General features: G+C 64.6%; 10 protein-coding genes, 1 tRNA gene and 3 rRNA genes. 12 read left to right on the top strand and 2 right to left on the bottom strand.

Features of this window, described 5'->3' with window-relative positions:
• Positions 1-273: 273 nt before the first annotated feature.
• The 4 genes from OG885_RS13265 to OG885_RS13250 are packed head-to-tail and all read left to right on the top strand — an operon-like array spanning position 274 to position 5,105.
• Positions 274-2,490 (top strand): polyribonucleotide nucleotidyltransferase, encoded by a 2,217-nt coding sequence (locus OG885_RS13265; protein WP_405730608.1) that lies wholly within the window; start codon positions 274-276, stop codon positions 2,488-2,490.
• Positions 2,487-3,866: a M16 family metallopeptidase gene (locus OG885_RS13260; protein ID WP_405730606.1), complete on the top strand. Its 1,380-nt coding sequence runs from the start codon at positions 2,487-2,489 to the stop codon at positions 3,864-3,866. Before OG885_RS13265 ends, OG885_RS13260 begins: the two co-directional genes overlap by 4 nt.
• 26 nt (positions 3,867-3,892) lie before the next feature.
• A complete protein-coding gene (dapB, locus tag OG885_RS13255; RefSeq protein ID WP_399966037.1) occupies positions 3,893-4,645 on the top strand; it encodes a 4-hydroxy-tetrahydrodipicolinate reductase in 753 nt (250 codons plus the stop codon).
• A 7-nt stretch (positions 4,646-4,652) separates the two neighbouring features.
• On the top strand, positions 4,653-5,105 hold the full coding sequence (locus OG885_RS13250; protein WP_399966038.1) for a hypothetical protein: 453 nt from the start codon (positions 4,653-4,655) through the stop codon (positions 5,103-5,105).
• A gap of 74 nt (positions 5,106-5,179) precedes the next feature.
• Here OG885_RS13250 and OG885_RS13245 read toward each other — a convergent pair whose 3' ends face one another.
• Both OG885_RS13245 and OG885_RS13240 read right to left on the bottom strand, forming a co-directional pair.
• Positions 5,180-5,734 (bottom strand): hypothetical protein, encoded by a 555-nt coding sequence (locus tag OG885_RS13245; RefSeq protein WP_405730604.1) that lies wholly within the window; start codon positions 5,732-5,734, stop codon positions 5,180-5,182.
• Positions 5,735-5,859: 125 nt separating this feature from the next.
• The gene (locus OG885_RS13240) at positions 5,860-6,099 is read right to left on the bottom strand and encodes a hypothetical protein (protein ID WP_405730602.1); all 240 of its coding nucleotides are present in this window, start codon (positions 6,097-6,099) and stop codon (positions 5,860-5,862) included.
• A 199-nt stretch (positions 6,100-6,298) separates the two neighbouring features.
• Here OG885_RS13240 and thyX point away from each other — a divergent pair, with 199 nt between their 5' ends.
• From thyX to OG885_RS13200, 8 genes are all read left to right on the top strand, one after another.
• Positions 6,299-7,039, top strand: a complete 741-nt coding sequence (gene thyX / locus OG885_RS13235) for an FAD-dependent thymidylate synthase (protein WP_387783282.1) — start codon at positions 6,299-6,301, stop codon at positions 7,037-7,039.
• A gap of 211 nt (positions 7,040-7,250) precedes the next feature.
• The gene (gene dapA / locus OG885_RS13230) at positions 7,251-8,150 is read left to right on the top strand and encodes a 4-hydroxy-tetrahydrodipicolinate synthase (RefSeq protein WP_405730599.1); all 900 of its coding nucleotides are present in this window, start codon (positions 7,251-7,253) and stop codon (positions 8,148-8,150) included.
• A 156-nt stretch (positions 8,151-8,306) separates the two neighbouring features.
• On the top strand, positions 8,307-9,992 hold the full coding sequence (locus OG885_RS13225) for a ribonuclease J (protein ID WP_399966043.1): 1,686 nt from the start codon (positions 8,307-8,309) through the stop codon (positions 9,990-9,992).
• A 508-nt stretch (positions 9,993-10,500) separates the two neighbouring features.
• A 16S ribosomal RNA gene (locus OG885_RS13220) occupies positions 10,501-12,025 on the top strand.
• 304 nt (positions 12,026-12,329) lie between these two features.
• Positions 12,330-15,452, top strand: a 23S ribosomal RNA gene (locus OG885_RS13215).
• Positions 15,453-15,547: 95 nt separating this feature from the next.
• Positions 15,548-15,664 (top strand): 5S ribosomal RNA (rrf, locus tag OG885_RS13210).
• The 16S, 23S and 5S rRNA genes sit together here, the layout of an rRNA operon.
• 114 nt (positions 15,665-15,778) lie before the next feature.
• Positions 15,779-16,441, top strand: coding sequence for a DegT/DnrJ/EryC1/StrS family aminotransferase (locus tag OG885_RS13205; protein WP_405742717.1), 663 nt, complete (start codon positions 15,779-15,781; stop codon positions 16,439-16,441).
• 76 nt (positions 16,442-16,517) lie between these two features.
• A tRNA-Thr gene (locus OG885_RS13200) sits at positions 16,518-16,593 on the top strand.
• Positions 16,594-16,615 lie beyond the last annotated feature (22 nt).

Below are 16,615 nucleotides of genomic sequence, written 5' to 3'. Positions count from 1 at the left end.
GGGGCCGCTCCCTTTGCGTATGTATGGAAACGTGCGGAGTGTCACACCCGCTTTGTAGTGTGGTAGCACGACGCAACACCACGCAGTATCACGAGGAGGAGCGCACCTCGCCGCCGCCGGTCCTCGGTAGTGGCCCCCGGGCATTGTGAACCCGGGTGCTTCGATCGAAGACCGGCCCGCACCAGACGGAGCGCTTCTCCGCCCACGTCCCCCCACCACACGGGTGGATGGGACAAAAGACGAACGCAGACGAAAGTAACGGAGAAACCGCTAGTGGAGAACGAGACCCACTACGCCGAGGCCGTCATCGACAACGGCACCTTCGGCACCCGCACCATCCGCTTCGAGACGGGCCGCCTGGCCAAGCAGGCCGCCGGCTCCGCCGTGGCGTACCTGGACGACGACACCATGGTGCTGTCGGCCACCACCGCCTCCAAGAACCCCAAGGACCAGCTCGACTTCTTCCCCCTCACGGTGGACGTCGAGGAGCGGATGTACGCCGCCGGCAAGATCCCCGGCAGCTTCTTCCGCCGTGAGGGCCGGCCCTCCGAGGACGCGATCCTCACCTGCCGCCTGATCGACCGCCCGCTGCGCCCGTCCTTCAAGAAGGGCCTGCGCAACGAGATCCAGGTCGTCGCCACGATCATGGCGCTCAACCCCGACCACCTGTACGACGTCGTGGCGATCAACGCCGCCTCCGCGTCCACCCAGCTGGCCGGTCTGCCCTTCTCCGGCCCGATCGGCGGCGTCCGCGTCGCGCTGATCAACGGCCAGTGGGTGGCCTTCCCGACGCACTCCGAGCTCGAGGACGCCGTCTTCGACATGGTCGTCGCGGGCCGCACCCTGGAGGACGGCGACGTCGCGATCATGATGGTCGAGGCCGAGGCCACCGAGAAGACCATCCAGCTGGTCAAGGGCGGCGCCGAGGCCCCGACCGAAGAGGTCGTCGCCGCCGGTCTGGAAGCCGCGAAGCCCTTCATCAAGGTCCTCTGCAAGGCCCAGGCCGACCTCGCCTCCAAGGCCGCCAAGCCGACCGGCGAGTTCCCGATCTTCCTCGACTACCAGGACGACATCCTGGAGGCGCTCTCCGCCGCCGTCCGCCCGGAGCTCGCCTCCGCGCTGACCATCGCCGGCAAGCAGGAGCGCGAGTCCGAGCTGGACCGCGTCAAGGCGCTCGCCGCCGAGAAGCTCCTCCCGGAGTTCGAGGGCCGCGAGAAGGAGATCTCCGCCGCGTACCGCTCCCTGACCAAGCAGCTCGTCCGCGAGCGCGTGATCAAGGAGAAGAAGCGCATCGACGGCCGCGGTGTCACCGACATCCGTACGCTGGCCGCCGAGGTCGAGGCCATCCCGCGCGTGCACGGCTCCGCGGTGTTCGAGCGTGGCGAGACCCAGATCCTGGGCGTCACCACCCTCAACATGCTCCGCATGGAGCAGCAGCTGGACACCCTCTCCCCGGTGACCCGCAAGCGCTACATGCACAACTACAACTTCCCGCCGTACTCCACCGGCGAGACCGGCCGCGTCGGCTCCCCGAAGCGCCGCGAGATCGGCCACGGCGCCCTCGCCGAGCGCGCCCTGGTCCCGGTCCTGCCGACGCGCGAGGAGTTCCCCTACGCGATCCGCCAGGTCTCCGAGGCGCTGAGCTCCAACGGCTCGACGTCCATGGGCTCGGTCTGCGCCTCCACCATGTCGCTGCTGAACGCCGGTGTGCCGCTGAAGGCCCCCGTCGCCGGTATCGCCATGGGCCTCATCTCCCAGGAGATCGAGGGCGAGACGCACTACGTCACCCTCACCGACATCCTCGGTGCGGAGGACGCCTTCGGCGACATGGACTTCAAGGTCGCCGGCACCAAGGAGTTCGTGACCGCCCTCCAGCTCGACACCAAGCTGGACGGCATCCCGGCCTCCGTCCTGGCCGCCGCTCTGAAGCAGGCCCGTGACGCCCGCCTCCACATCCTCGACGTGATGATGGAAGCGATCGACACGCCGGACGAGATGTCCCCCAACGCCCCGCGGATCATCACCGTCAAGATCCCCGTGGACAAGATCGGTGAGGTCATCGGCCCCAAGGGCAAGATGATCAACCAGATCCAGGAGGACACCGGCGCCGACATCACGATCGAGGACGACGGCACCATCTACATCGGTGCTGTCGACGGCCCCTCCGCCGAGGCCGCCCGCACCACGATCAACTCGATCGCCAACCCGACCATGCCGGAGGTCGGCGAGCGCTACCTGGGTACGGTCGTCAAGACCACCACCTTCGGTGCGTTCGTGTCGCTGCTCCCCGGCAAGGACGGTCTGCTGCACATCTCGCAGATCCGCAAGCTCGCCGGCGGCAAGCGCGTGGAGAACGTCGAGGACGTGCTCGGCGTGGGCGCCAAGGTCCAGGTCGAGATCGCCGAGATCGACTCCCGCGGCAAGCTCTCCCTCATCCCCGTGATCGAGGGCGAAGAGGGCGACGACAAGAAGGACGACACCGACAAGTGACGTCGAGCAGCTCCACGGCGACGGCCCGCACCTCCTCGGAGGCGCGGGCCGTCGCCCGTACCCAAACGCTCATCAAGGGCACGAACGGCATCGGCACGGTCCGTAAGACCACCCTCCCGGGCGGCCTGCGCATCGTCACCGAGACGCTGCCCTCGGTCCGCTCCGCGACCTTCGGCATCTGGGCCCACGTCGGCTCCCGCGACGAGACGCCGTCCCTGAACGGCGCCACGCACTACCTGGAGCACCTGCTCTTCAAGGGCACGACGCGGCGCTCCGCCCTGGACATCTCCTCGGCGCTCGACGCGGTCGGCGGCGAGATGAACGCGTTCACGGCGAAGGAGTACACGTGCTACTACGCGCGCGTGCTCGACACCGACCTGCCGCTCGCCATAGACGTCGTCTGCGACATGCTCACGGGCTCGCTGATCCTGGAAGAGGACGTCAACGTCGAGCGGGGCGCGATCCTCGAAGAGATCGCCATGACCGAGGACGACCCGGGCGACTGCGTGCACGACCTGTTCGCGCACACCATGTTCGGCGACAACCCCCTCGGCCGCCCGGTCCTCGGCACGGTCGACACGGTCAACGCCCTCACCGCCGACCGCATCCGCCGCTTCTACAAGAAGCACTACGACCCGACCCACCTGGTCGTGGCGGCCGCGGGCAACATCGACCACAACAAGGTCGTACGACAGGTCCGCGCGGCCTTCGAGAAGGCGGGCGCCTTCAGGAACGCCGAGGCGACCCCCATCGCCCCGCGCGACGGGCGCCGCACCATCCGCACCTCGGGCCGCGTCGAACTGCTCGGCCGCAAGACCGAGCAGGCCCATGTCGTCCTCGGCATGCCGGGCCTGGCCCGCACGGACGAGCGTCGTTGGGCCCTCGGTGTCCTCAACACGGCCCTGGGCGGCGGCATGTCCTCCCGCCTCTTCCAGGAAGTCCGCGAGAAGCGCGGCCTGGCCTACAGCGTGTACTCGTACACCTCGGGCTTCGCCGACTGCGGCCTCTTCGGCGTCTACGCCGGCTGCCGGCCCTCGCAGGTCCACGACGTGCTGAAGATCTGCCGAGACGAACTCGACCACGTCGCCGAGCACGGCCTGACCGACGACGAGATCGCCCGCGCCGTCGGCCAGCTCCGCGGCTCCACCGTCCTCGGCCTGGAGGACACCGGTGCGCTGATGAACCGCATCGGCAAGAGCGAGCTGTGCTGGGGCGAGCAGATGTCCGTCGACGACATGCTGGCCCGGATAGCGTCGGTCACCCCGGACGACGTCCGCGCGGTCGCCCGCGAGATCCTGGGACAGCGGCCCTCGCTGTCGGTCATCGGCCCGCTGAAGGACAAGCAGGCGTCCCGACTGCACGACGCGGTCGCGTAAGCACCCTCCCGAAGGAAACCAAGAAGATGAGCAAGCTGCGCGTGGCGGTCCTCGGTGCCAAGGGCCGGATCGGCTCCGAGGCGGTCAGGGCCGTCGAGGCCGCCGAGGACATGGAGCTGGTCGCCGCCCTGAGCCGGGGCGACACACTGGAGACCCTCGCCGAGACGGGCGCCCAGGTCGCCGTCGAACTGACCACGCCGGCCTCGGTGATGGACAACCTCGAGTACTGCGTCGGCCATGGCATCCACGCCGTCGTCGGTACGACGGGCTGGACCGACGAGCGCCTCGCGCAGCTGAACGGCTGGCTGGCCGCCTCTCCGGAGACGGGCGTCCTCATCGCGCCCAACTTCTCCATCGGGGCCGTCCTGAACATGAAGTTCGCGCAGATCGCGGCCCCCTACTTCGAGTCGGTGGAGGTCGTCGAGCTCCACCACCCGAAGAAGGTCGACGCCCCCAGCGGTACGGCGACCCGCACGGCACAGCTCATCGCCTCGGCCCGCGCCGCGGCGGGCACGGCCCCGGCACCGGACGCCACGGAGACGGCCCTGGACGGCGCGCGCGGCGCCGATGTCGACGGCGTCCCCGTGCACTCGGTCCGCCTCCGCGGCCTGCTCGCTCACCAGGAAGTCCTGCTGGGCGGCGAGGGCGAGACCCTGACGATCCGCCACGACTCGCTCCACCACAGCAGCTTCATGCCGGGCATCCTGCTGGGCGCCCGCAAGGTGGTCACGACCCCGGGCCTGACCTTCGGCCTGGAAAACTTCCTGGACCTGGGCTGACGACACCATGCGCGCCAAGCTGTCCTACGCCGTAACGGCCGCCGTCCTGGTCTTCTACTTCGTCCTGGTCGGCAGCCGCGGCGTCATGCTCATCCAGTCCGGCACCCTCATCACCGTCACCTTCGGTGTGGCGGTACTGATCCTGCCGGTCATCGGTCTGTGGTTCCTGTGGAAGAACACCGAGTTCGTCCGCAAGGCCAACCGGCTCGCCGCCGAACTGGAGGCCGAGGGCGGCCTGCCCGTCGACGAGCTGAGGCGCCTGCCGAGCGGCCGTATCGACCGCGACTCGGCCGACGAGGTCTTCGCCAGGCGCAAGGCCGAGACGGAGGACGCGCCGCACGACTGGCGCAGCTGGTTCCGCCTCGCCGTCGCCTACCACGACGCCCGGGACACCCCGCGCGCCCGCAAGGCGATGCAACGGGCGATCGCCCTGCACGACGGCAAGCCCGTCCAGGCCTGAACGACACGAAAGGGGCCGGCCGCCTCCACGGCGGCCGGCCCCTTTCGATGTCAGTCGTGAGGTCCCTGGGCAGGTCAGCCCCGCTGGTACTCCGCGCCCCAGGCCTCCACCGAGTCCGCGGCCCGGTCGAACGCGTCGGGCCGGCCCAGGAAGTCCGCGCCGTGCGTGCTCAGCAGCGGCGAGGCGTCCTCGGCCGCGCGGTCGCTGCGTACGAGGGTCAGGGCCTGCCCCTGCACCGTGCGCGGCAGCCCCAGCCAGCGCACCGGCTGCTGCACCGTCCGCACCGCGACGATCTTCTCCCAGCGCGCCGTACGCGTCAGGAAGAAGCCCACATGCCGCACCCCTCGGGCGCTCACCCACACACCCATGCGGAGCAGCCGCAGCGCGACGGCGATGATGACCAGCGCGCCACCGAAGACCACACCGCCCTCGGAAGCGGAGCCGGTGAGAGCGATGATGACCGCCGCGAACAGCACGTACGACGCGAGCAGCAGCAGAAGCGCCGCCGATCCCACCCGCCAGGGGCCGGGGCGGTAGGGGCGCCGCCAGTGGTCGCGGTCGTCGAAGGGCAGCGCGATGTCGTCGGCTGTCTCGAAGGCGCGGTCGGCCGTCAGGAAGGGCAGGGGCACGGCGGGTCCTCACTCAATACCTGCGTGGGCTGTGCCCGGTGAGGCTATCCGCCACTGCCGTCGCGAGCCACCTTGGGGGGCCCATGGGGGTCCCTCCCACGCCATTTGGGGCAGTGGGGGAGAAGTCAGTGTCCCTGGGACGCTTGTGACTCCTGCGTCGATGTGGACGAGTGATCGATTGTCAGCGCCGGCATCCCGAGCACCAGGGAACCCACCAGCGCGGCGATGATGGTGACGCCCAGGAGCCAACGCCCGGCTATCTCAGCCGCGGAGGACTTCTCCGGGGGCGGGGGAGCGACATTGCTGCGGAACCTGTCGGCCTCGGCGACGAAGGCGAACGGGACGGGCTCACGCCGACGGAACATCGGGGAGACGCTCCTCTCAAACTCGAACGAGTGGCTGTTGTTGATACAGACGCACGAGTGCCCGAAAAGGTGCCCTGATGCCCCGAATTCACAGAACTTCACCGAAGATGTCGCGTCCCGGCACCGAACGCCCCGATGTCAGTGCCGGGCCGTAGAGTGGGCGCCGCCCGAGCGAAGTGATGGAAGGACCCTCCGAGCCGTGACCGACACCCCCGTCGACGACCTCAAGCCCAGCTTCCGCAGCGATGTCAGTGTCGAGCTGGTGAAGCACAGCGCGGCCGACTCCGACGTGTTGTGGGCCGCCCGTGTCTCGACCGCCGGCGAGCAGTCCCTGGACGAGCTGAAGAAGGACCCCGAGCGGTCCAAGGGCCTCATCAACTACCTGATGCGCGACCGGCACGGCAGCCCGTTCGAGCACAACTCGATGACCTTCTTCATCAGCGCCCCCATCTTCGTCTTCCGCGAGTTCATGCGGCACCGCGTGGGCTGGTCGTACAACGAGGAGTCGGGCCGCTACCGGGAGCTGGAGCCGGTGTTCTACGTCCCCGGCGCGGACCGCAAGCTCGTCCAGGAGGGCCGCCCCGGCAAGTACGTCTTCGTCGAGGGCACCGAGGCCCAGCAGGAGCTGGTGACCCGCACGATGGAGGACTCCTACCGTCAGGCGTACGAGGCGTACCAGGAGATGCTCGCCGCCGGCGTCGCCCGCGAGGTCGCCCGTGCGGTCCTCCCCGTCGGCCTCTTCTCCTCTATGTACGCCACGTGCAACGCCCGCTCGCTGATGCACTTCCTCGGTCTGCGCACCCAGCACGAACTGGCGAAGGTTCCGTCCTTCCCGCAGCGGGAGATCGAGATGGTCGGCGAGAAGATGGAGGCCGAGTGGGCCAAGCTCATGCCGCTCACGTACGCCGCCTTCAATGCGAACGGCCGTGTGGCCCCGTAACGCACCCGCGTTCCCCGATCAGGGACAGATGTACGGATCAGCCGCGCGAGGTGTCCGTATTGCGGCATTTGGAGAAGTTCATCTAGCCTGATCAAACGGACCCGGCACTGCTTGAACCCCCGAGCAGGCAGTGCCGGGCTCCATCTTTGTCATGACTTTTCGCGCCCCCCGAGGGCAGACCACGTCTTGAGCAGCGAGTAGCGTGTTACCCATGGCTCCGACCTCCACTCCGCAGACCCCCTTCGGGAGGGTCCTCACCGCCATGGTCACGCCCTTCACGGCGGACGGCGCACTCGACCTCGACGGCGCGCAGCGGCTCGCTACCCATCTGGTGGACGCAGGCAACGACGGCCTGATCATCAACGGCACCACCGGTGAGTCCCCCACCACCAGCGACGCGGAGAAAACGGACCTCGTACGAGCGGTACTGGAGGCGGTCGGCGACCGCGCCCACGTCATCGCGGGCGTCGGCACCAACGACACCCACCACAGCCTGGAGCTGGCCAAGGCCGCCGAACAGACCGGCGCGCACGGCCTCCTGGTAGTCACGCCGTACTACAACAAGCCCCCGCAGGAGGGCCTGTACCGGCACTTCAAGGCCATCGCCGACGCGACCGAGCTGCCGGTCATGCTCTACGACATCCCCGGTCGCAGCGGCGTCCCGATCAACACCGAGACGCTGGTCCGGCTCGCCGAGCACCCGCGCATCGTCGCCAACAAGGACGCCAAGGGCGACCTCGGCCGCGCCAGCTGGGCCATCGCCCGCTCCGGCCTCGCCTGGTACTCCGGCGACGACATGCTGAACCTGCCGTTGCTCTCCGTGGGCGCGGTCGGCTTCGTCTCGGTCGTCGGCCATGTGGTCACGCCGGACCTGCGCGCCCTCGTGGAGGCCTTCGTCTCGGGCGACGTACAGAAGGCCACGGAGATCCACCAGAAGCTGCTCCCTGTCTACACCGGCATGTTCCGCACCCAGGGCGTCATGACGACGAAGGCCGCGCTCGCCCTCCAGGGCCTGCCCGCCGGACCGCTGCGCGCGCCCATGGTGGAGCTCACTCCAGAAGAGATCGAGCAGCTCAAGATCGATCTTGCTGCCGGCGGGGTACAGCTCTGACAACAGACTTCGCGCGCCCCCGGCGCGCAACAGACTTCACAACTGAATAAGCGGGCCACCGGTGCCTGCAACCCACAACAACAACTGCTACACGCACGAACGTCATGCGCGCCACGTGCCCAACCGGTACGTGGCGTGCGTGGTGAGGAGAGTCTTTTGAGTCATCCGCATCCTGAACTCGGCCCGCCCCCGCCGCTGCCCGAAGGCGGCCTGCGCGTCACCCCGCTCGGCGGTCTCGGCGAGATCGGCCGAAACATGACGGTCTTCGAGTACGGCGGCCGTCTGCTGATCGTCGACTGCGGCGTGCTCTTCCCCGAGGAGGAGCAGCCCGGAATCGACCTGATCCTGCCGGACTTCTCGTCCATCAGGGACCGGCTCGACGACATCGAGGGCATCGTGCTCACGCACGGCCACGAGGACCACATCGGTGCCGTCCCGTTCCTGCTCCGCGAGAAGCCGGACATCCCGCTGATCGGCTCCAAGCTGACCCTCGCGCTGATCGAGGCGAAGCTCCAGGAGCACCGCATCCGTCCGTACACCCTTGAGGTGGTGGAGGGGAACCGCGAGCGCATCGGTCCCTTCGACTGTGAGTTCGTCGCGGTCAACCACTCCATCCCGGACGCCCTGGCGGTCGCCATCCGCACCCCCGCCGGCATGGTGGTCCACACCGGCGACTTCAAGATGGACCAGCTCCCGCTGGACAACCGTCTGACAGATCTACACGCGTTCGCACGGCTGAGCGAGGAAGGTATCGACCTCCTTCTCTCCGACTCGACGAACGCCGAGGTTCCCGGGTTCGTCCCGCCCGAGCGGGACATCTCCAACGTCCTGCACCAGGTCTTCGGGAACGCCCGCAAGCGGATCATCGTGGCCAGCTTCGCCAGCCACATCCACCGCATCCAGCAGATCCTCGACGCGGCCAACGAGTACGGCCGCAGGGTCGCGTTCGTCGGCCGTTCGATGGTCCGCAACATGGGCATCGCGAGGGACCTGGGCTATCTGAAGGTCCCGCCGGGCCTGGTGGTCGACGTCAAGACGCTCGACGACCTGCCGGACCGCGAGGTCGTCCTGGTCTGTACGGGTTCGCAGGGTGAGCCGATGGCGGCCCTGTCCCGCATGGCCAACCGCGACCACCAGATCCGCATCGTCTCCGGCGACACGGTGATCCTGGCGTCCTCCCTGATCCCCGGCAACGAGAACGCGGTCTACCGCGTGATCAACGGTCTGACCCGCTGGGGCGCCAACGTCGTCCACAAGGGCAACGCCAAGGTCCACGTCTCGGGCCATGCCTCGGCCGGCGAACTGCTGTACTTCTACAACATCTGCCGCCCGAAGAACCTGATGCCGGTCCACGGCGAATGGCGCCATTTGCGGGCCAACGCCGAGCTGGGCGCCATGACCGGCGTCCCGCACGACCGCATCGTCATCGCCGAGGACGGCGTCGTCGTCGACCTGGTCGCGGGCAAGGCCAAGATCTCCGGCAAGGTCCAGGCCGGCTATGTGTACGTCGACGGCCTCTCGGTCGGCGATGTGGGCGAGCCGGCCCTGAAGGACCGCAAGATCCTCGGAGACGAGGGCATCATCTCGGTCTTCGTGGTCATCGACTCGTCGAGCGGCAAGATCACGGGTGGCCCGCATGTCCACGCCCGTGGCTCGGGTATCGAGGACTCGGCGTTCGCCGACGTCATCCCGAAGGTCAAGGAGGTCCTGGAGCGTTCGGCCCAGGACGGTGTGGTCGAGCCCCATCAGCTCCAGCAGCTGGTGCGGCGGACCCTCGGCAAGTGGGTCTCCGACACGTATCGCCGCAGGCCGATGATCCTCCCGGTGGTGGTGGAGGTCTGACGGTCCGTCGGACCTCGTACGCGTGAACCTGGAGCGGGGCGCCTCGATTTGCATCGAGGCGCCCCGCTCCAGTACGTTTACGGCTCCACCTCAACGGGAACCCGGCCGCTTCGTGCGCCGGAACCGCTTCCCGAAGCGGGTGGGAATTCCGACTCAGAATCTCTGATAAAGTCGGAACCGCCGGAAAGGGAAACGCGAAAGCGAGAACCTGGAAAGCACCGAGGAAATCGGAACCGGAAACGGTCTGATAGAGTCGGAAACGCAAGACCGAAGGGAAAAGCCCGGAGGAAAGCCTGAGAGAGTCTCTCGGGTGAGTACAAAGGAAGCGTCCGTTCCTTGAGAACTCAACAGCGTGCCAAAAATCAACGCCAGATTAGTTGATACCCCGTCTCCAGCCATTCGGTTGGGGCGAGGTTCCTTTGAAATAACACAGCGAGGACGCTGTGAACCATCGGATTATTCCTCCGGTGGTTCCGCTCTCGTGTGTGCACCGGATTACCGGTAAACATTCACGGAGAGTTTGATCCTGGCTCAGGACGAACGCTGGCGGCGTGCTTAACACATGCAAGTCGAACGATGAACCACTTCGGTGGGGATTAGTGGCGAACGGGTGAGTAACACGTGGGCAATCTGCCCTTCACTCTGGGACAAGCCCTGGAAACGGGGTCTAATACCGGATACCACTACCGCAGGCATCTGTGGTGGTTGAAAGCTCCGGCGGTGAAGGATGAGCCCGCGGCCTATCAGCTTGTTGGTGAGGTAATGGCTCACCAAGGCGACGACGGGTAGCCGGCCTGAGAGGGCGACCGGCCACACTGGGACTGAGACACGGCCCAGACTCCTACGGGAGGCAGCAGTGGGGAATATTGCACAATGGGCGAAAGCCTGATGCAGCGACGCCGCGTGAGGGATGACGGCCTTCGGGTTGTAAACCTCTTTCAGCAGGGAAGAAGCGAAAGTGACGGTACCTGCAGAAGAAGCGCCGGCTAACTACGTGCCAGCAGCCGCGGTAATACGTAGGGCGCAAGCGTTGTCCGGAATTATTGGGCGTAAAGAGCTCGTAGGCGGCTTGTCACGTCGGGTGTGAAAGCCCGGGGCTTAACCCCGGGTCTGCATTCGATACGGGCTAGCTAGAGTGTGGTAGGGAGATCGGAATTCCTGGTGTAGCGGTGAAATGCGCAGATATCAGGAGGAACACCGGTGGCGAAGGCGGATCTCTGGGCCATTACTGACGCTGAGGAGCGAAAGCGTGGGGAGCGAACAGGATTAGATACCCTGGTAGTCCACGCCGTAAACGGTGGGAACTAGGTGTTGGCGACATTCCACGTCGTCGGTGCCGCAGCTAACGCATTAAGTTCCCCGCCTGGGGAGTACGGCCGCAAGGCTAAAACTCAAAGGAATTGACGGGGGCCCGCACAAGCAGCGGAGCATGTGGCTTAATTCGACGCAACGCGAAGAACCTTACCAAGGCTTGACATACACCGGAAAGCATTAGAGATAGTGCCCCCCTTGTGGTCGGTGTACAGGTGGTGCATGGCTGTCGTCAGCTCGTGTCGTGAGATGTTGGGTTAAGTCCCGCAACGAGCGCAACCCTTGTCCTGTGTTGCCAGCATGCCCTTCGGGGTGATGGGGACTCACAGGAGACCGCCGGGGTCAACTCGGAGGAAGGTGGGGACGACGTCAAGTCATCATGCCCCTTATGTCTTGGGCTGCACACGTGCTACAATGGCAGGTACAATGAGCTGCGAAACCGTGAGGTGGAGCGAATCTCAAAAAGCCTGTCTCAGTTCGGATTGGGGTCTGCAACTCGACCCCATGAAGTCGGAGTTGCTAGTAATCGCAGATCAGCATTGCTGCGGTGAATACGTTCCCGGGCCTTGTACACACCGCCCGTCACGTCACGAAAGTCGGTAACACCCGAAGCCGGTGGCCCAACCCCTTGTGGGAGGGAGCTGTCGAAGGTGGGACCAGCGATTGGGACGAAGTCGTAACAAGGTAGCCGTACCGGAAGGTGCGGCTGGATCACCTCCTTTCTAAGGAGCACTTCTAGGCAGCCGCAAGGTTGTCCAGAGGCCACTACGCAGGCAAACGTTCTGCGGTGGTTGCTCATGGGTGGAACGTTGATTATTCGGCCGGGTTCACGGGTCGGAGGCTGCGAGTACTGCTCTTAGGAGCGTGGAAAGCATGATCTTCGGACGGAACCGGGCCGGGCACGCTGTTGGGTGTCTGAGGGAATGAACCCCCTCGATGCCGGCCCCAGTGAACTCCAGCCTTTGGTTGGGGGTGATGGGTGGCTGGTCGTTGTTTGAGAACTGCACAGTGGACGCGAGCATCTGTGGCCAAGTTTTTAAGGGCGCACGGTGGATGCCTTGGCACCAGGAACCGATGAAGGACGTGGGAGGCCACGATAGTCCCCGGGGAGTCGTCAACCAGGCTTTGATCCGGGGGTTTCCGAATGGGGAAACCCGGCAGTCGTCATGGGCTGTCACCCATACCTGAACACATAGGGTATGTGGAGGGAACGCGGGGAAGTGAAACATCTCAGTACCCGCAGGAAGAGAAAACAACCGTGATTCCGGGAGTAGTGGCGAGCGAAACCGGATGAGGCCAAACCGTATGCGTGTGAGACCCGGCAGGGGTTGCGCATGCGGGGTTGTGGGATCTCTCTTTCACAGTCTGCTTAGGCTGTGAGACGAGTCAGAAACCGTTGATGTAGGCGAAGGACATGCGAAAGGTCCGGCGTAGAGGGTAAGACCCCCGTAGTCGAAACGTCAGCGGCTCGTTTGAGAGACACCCAAGTAGCACGGGGCCCGAGAAATCCCGTGTGAATCTGGCGGGACCACCCGCTAAGCCTAAATATTCCCTGGTGACCGATAGCGGATAGTACCGTGAGGGAATGGTGAAAAGTACCGCGGGAGCGGAGTGAAATAGTACCTGAAACCGTGTGCCTACAAGCCGTGGGAGCGTCGGATATGTGCTTGCACATATCTCGTGACTGCGTGCCTTTTGAAGAATGAGCCTGCGAGTTTGCGGTGTGTTGCGAGGTTAACCCGTGTGGGGAAGCCGTAGCGAAAGCGAGTCCGAATAGGGCGGTGGAGTAGCACGCTCAAGACCCGAAGCGGAGTGATCTAGCCATGGGCAGGTTGAAGCGGAGGTAAGACTTCGTGGAGGACCGAACCCACCAGGGTTGAAAACCTGGGGGATGACCTGTGGTTAGGGGTGAAAGGCCAATCAAACTCCGTGATAGCTGGTTCTCCCCGAAATGCATTTAGGTGCAGCGTCGTGTGTTTCTTGCCGGAGGTAGAGCACTGGATAGGCGATGGGCCCTACCGGGTTACTGACCTTAGCCAAACTCCGAATGCCGGTAAGTGAGAGCGCGGCAGTGAGACTGTGGGGGATAAGCTCCATGGTCGAGAGGGAAACAGCCCAGAGCATCGACTAAGGCCCCTAAGCGTACGCTAAGTGGGAAAGGATGTGGAGTCGCACAGACAACCAGGAGGTTGGCTTAGAAGCAGCCACCCTTGAAAGAGTGCGTAATAGCTCACTGGTCTAGTGATTCCGCGCCGACAATGTAGCGGGGCTCAAGCGTACCGCCGAAGTCGTGTCATTCATACAATAGGGCCAACGCCTGTATGGATGGGTAGGGGAGCGTCGTGTGCCGGGTGAAGCTGCGCCGGAAGGCAGTGGTGGACGGTTCACGAGTGAGAATGCAGGCATGAGTAGCGATTCACACGTGAGAAACGTGTGCGCCGATTGACTAAGGGTTCCTGGGTCAAGCTGATCTGCCCAGGGTAAGTCGGGACCTAAGGCGAGGCCGACAGGCGTAGTCGATGGATAACCGGTTGATATTCCGGTACCCGCTGTGAAGCGTCAAACATCGAACCAGGCGATGCTAAGGCCGTGAAGCCGCCCCGGAGCCTTCGGGCAAAGGGGAGTGGTGGAGCCGCCGGACCAGACTTGCAGTAGGTGAGTGATGGGGTGACGCAGGAAGGTAGTCCATCCCGGGCGGTGGTTGTCCCGGGGTAAGGGTGTAGGCCGAGTGGTAGGCAAATCCGCCGCTCATTAAGGCTGAGACCTGATGCCGAGCCGATTGTGGTGAAGTGGATGATCCTATGCTGTCGAGAAAAGCCTCTAGCGAGTTTCATGGCGGCCCGTACCCTAAACCGACTCAGGTGGTCAGGTAGAGAATACCGAGGCGTTCGGGTGAACTATGGTTAAGGAACTCGGCAAAATGCCCCCGTAACTTCGGGAGAAGGGGGGCCATCACTGGTGATTGGATTTACTCCATGAGCTGGGGGTGGCCGCAGAGACCAGCGAGAAGCGACTGTTTACTAAAAACACAGGTCCGTGCGAAGCCGTAAGGCGATGTATACGGACTGACGCCTGCCCGGTGCTGGAACGTTAAGGGGACCGGTTAGTGCGCTTTCGGGCGTGCGAAGCTGAGAACTTAAGCGCCAGTAAACGGCGGTGGTAACTATAACCATCCTAAGGTAGCGAAATTCCTTGTCGGGTAAGTTCCGACCTGCACGAATGGCGTAACGACTTCTCGACTGTCTCAACCATAGGCCCGGTGAAATTGCACTACGAGTAAAGATGCTCGTTTCGCGCAGCAGGACGGAAAGACCCCGGGACCTTTACTACAGTTTGATATTGGTGTTCGGTTCGGCTTGTGTAGGATAGCTGGGAGACTTTGAAGCTCATACGCCAGTATGGGTGGAGTCGTCGTTGAAATACCAGTCTGGTCGTGCTGGATGTCTAACCTGGGTCCGTGATCCGGATCAGGGACAGTGTCTGATGGGTAGTTTAACTGGGGCGGTTGCCTCCTAAAGAGTAACGGAGGCGCCCAAAGGTTCCCTCAGCCTGGTTGGCAATCAGGTGTTGAGTGTAAGTGCACAAGGGAGCTTGACTGTGAGACCGACGGGTCGAGCAGGGACGAAAGTCGGGACTAGTGATCCGGCGGTGGCTTGTGGAAGCGCCGTCGCTCAACGGATAAAAGGTACCCCGGGGATAACAGGCTGATCTTCCCCAAGAGTCCATATCGACGGGATGGTTTGGCACCTCGATGTCGGCTCGTCGCATCCTGGGGCTGGAGTCGGTCCCAAGGGTTGGGCTGTTCGCCCATTAAAGCGGTACGCGAGCTGGGTTTAGAACGTCGTGAGACAGTTCGGTCCCTATCCGCTGCGCGCGCAGGAATATTGAGAAGGGCTGTCCCTAGTACGAGAGGACCGGGACGGACGAACCTCTGGTGTGCCAGTTGTTCTGCCAAGGGCATGGCTGGTTGGCTACGTTCGGGAGGGATAACCGCTGAAAGCATCTAAGCGGGAAGCCTGCTTCGAGATGAGTATTCCCACCCACTTGATGGGGTAAGGCTCCCAGTAGACGACTGGGTTGATAGGCCGGATCTGGAAGCCCAGTAATGGGTGGAGGTGACCGGTACTAATAGGCCGAGGGCTTGTCCTCAGTTGCTCGCGTCCACTGTGTTGGTTCTGAAACCACGAACAGCCCCATGCCATGGTCACGGCATGGTGTGGCATTGTTTGACAGTTTCATAGTGTTTCGGTGGTCATAGCGTGAGGGAAACGCCCGGTTACATTCCGAACCCGGAAGCTAAGCCTTACAGCGCCGATGGTACTGCAGGGGGGACCCTGTGGGAGAGTAGGACGCCGCCGAACAATTCTTCAAAGGGTTGGATCCTGAACTTCGGTTCGGGGTCCAACCCTTTTTTGTTCTGCGTCACTTGAAGTTCACGTTGCGCAAGCAGCATCCGAAGCATGGGTACTGCTGCAATGCTCAGGGCCGCCGGCGTCGGAGTCGGTGACGAGGTCGTCGTACCGGCCTTCGGGAACGTCGAAGTGGCCGAGGCGGTCGTGCTGGCCGGTGCGCTTCCGGTGTTCGCCGACATAGATCCGTTGACGTACTGCCTCGATGTGACCGCCGTGGAGGCGGCCATAACCCCTCGGACCGCGGCTGTCGTTGTCGTGCACCGGTTCGGGCGGCGGGCCGACATCCCGGCGCTGCACGGTGTGGGGCAGCGGCATGGGCTGCTCGTGCTGGAGCAGGGGGAGTCCGAGGCTCCGTACGACGAGGTCGCTCAGCGGCGGGAGCGTGCCGCCTATCTGGACGGGAAGTTGAAGGGGGTGTGGACCCCTGATGGCGGGGACGGGCACACCTATCAGCAGTACGTGGTGCGGGTGCCCGGCAACGGGCGGCCCGATCGGGACGCCTTCGCTCGCGCCTTGCGGGGGCGGGGAGTTGAGTGCCGGGTGCCGGTGAAGACGCCTGTGCACCGGCTGCCCGAGTTTCGGCGGTATGTGGCGTTGCGGGAGACCGAGTTGGCCGCTGACGAGACGCTGGCCCTGCCCGTCGATGCAGCGCTCACCAAGCGGGACATGCAGCGGGTCGTGGGTGCCTGTAATGCGCTGGGCGGGCTGCTTCAGGCCGCCTTCTGAGCGAGGTTGGGAGCACGGGTCTGTTCGGGGTATGATCTATTTCGTTGCCGCGAGGGAAACCTCGTAAAAGCGACAGGCCCCCTTAGCTCAGTCGGCAGAGCGTCTCCATGGTAAGGAGAAGGTCAACGGTTCGATTCCGTTAGGGGGCTCCAGCAGAAAAGGCCTCCGCCCTTA

The sequence above is a fragment of the Streptomyces sp. NBC_00028 genome, assembly GCF_045041065.1.
Taxonomy (GTDB): Bacteria; Actinomycetota; Actinomycetes; order Streptomycetales; family Streptomycetaceae; genus Streptomyces.
Note: the sequence above shows the minus strand (reverse complement) of the source record. Positions and strands in the feature narration are given on the sequence as shown.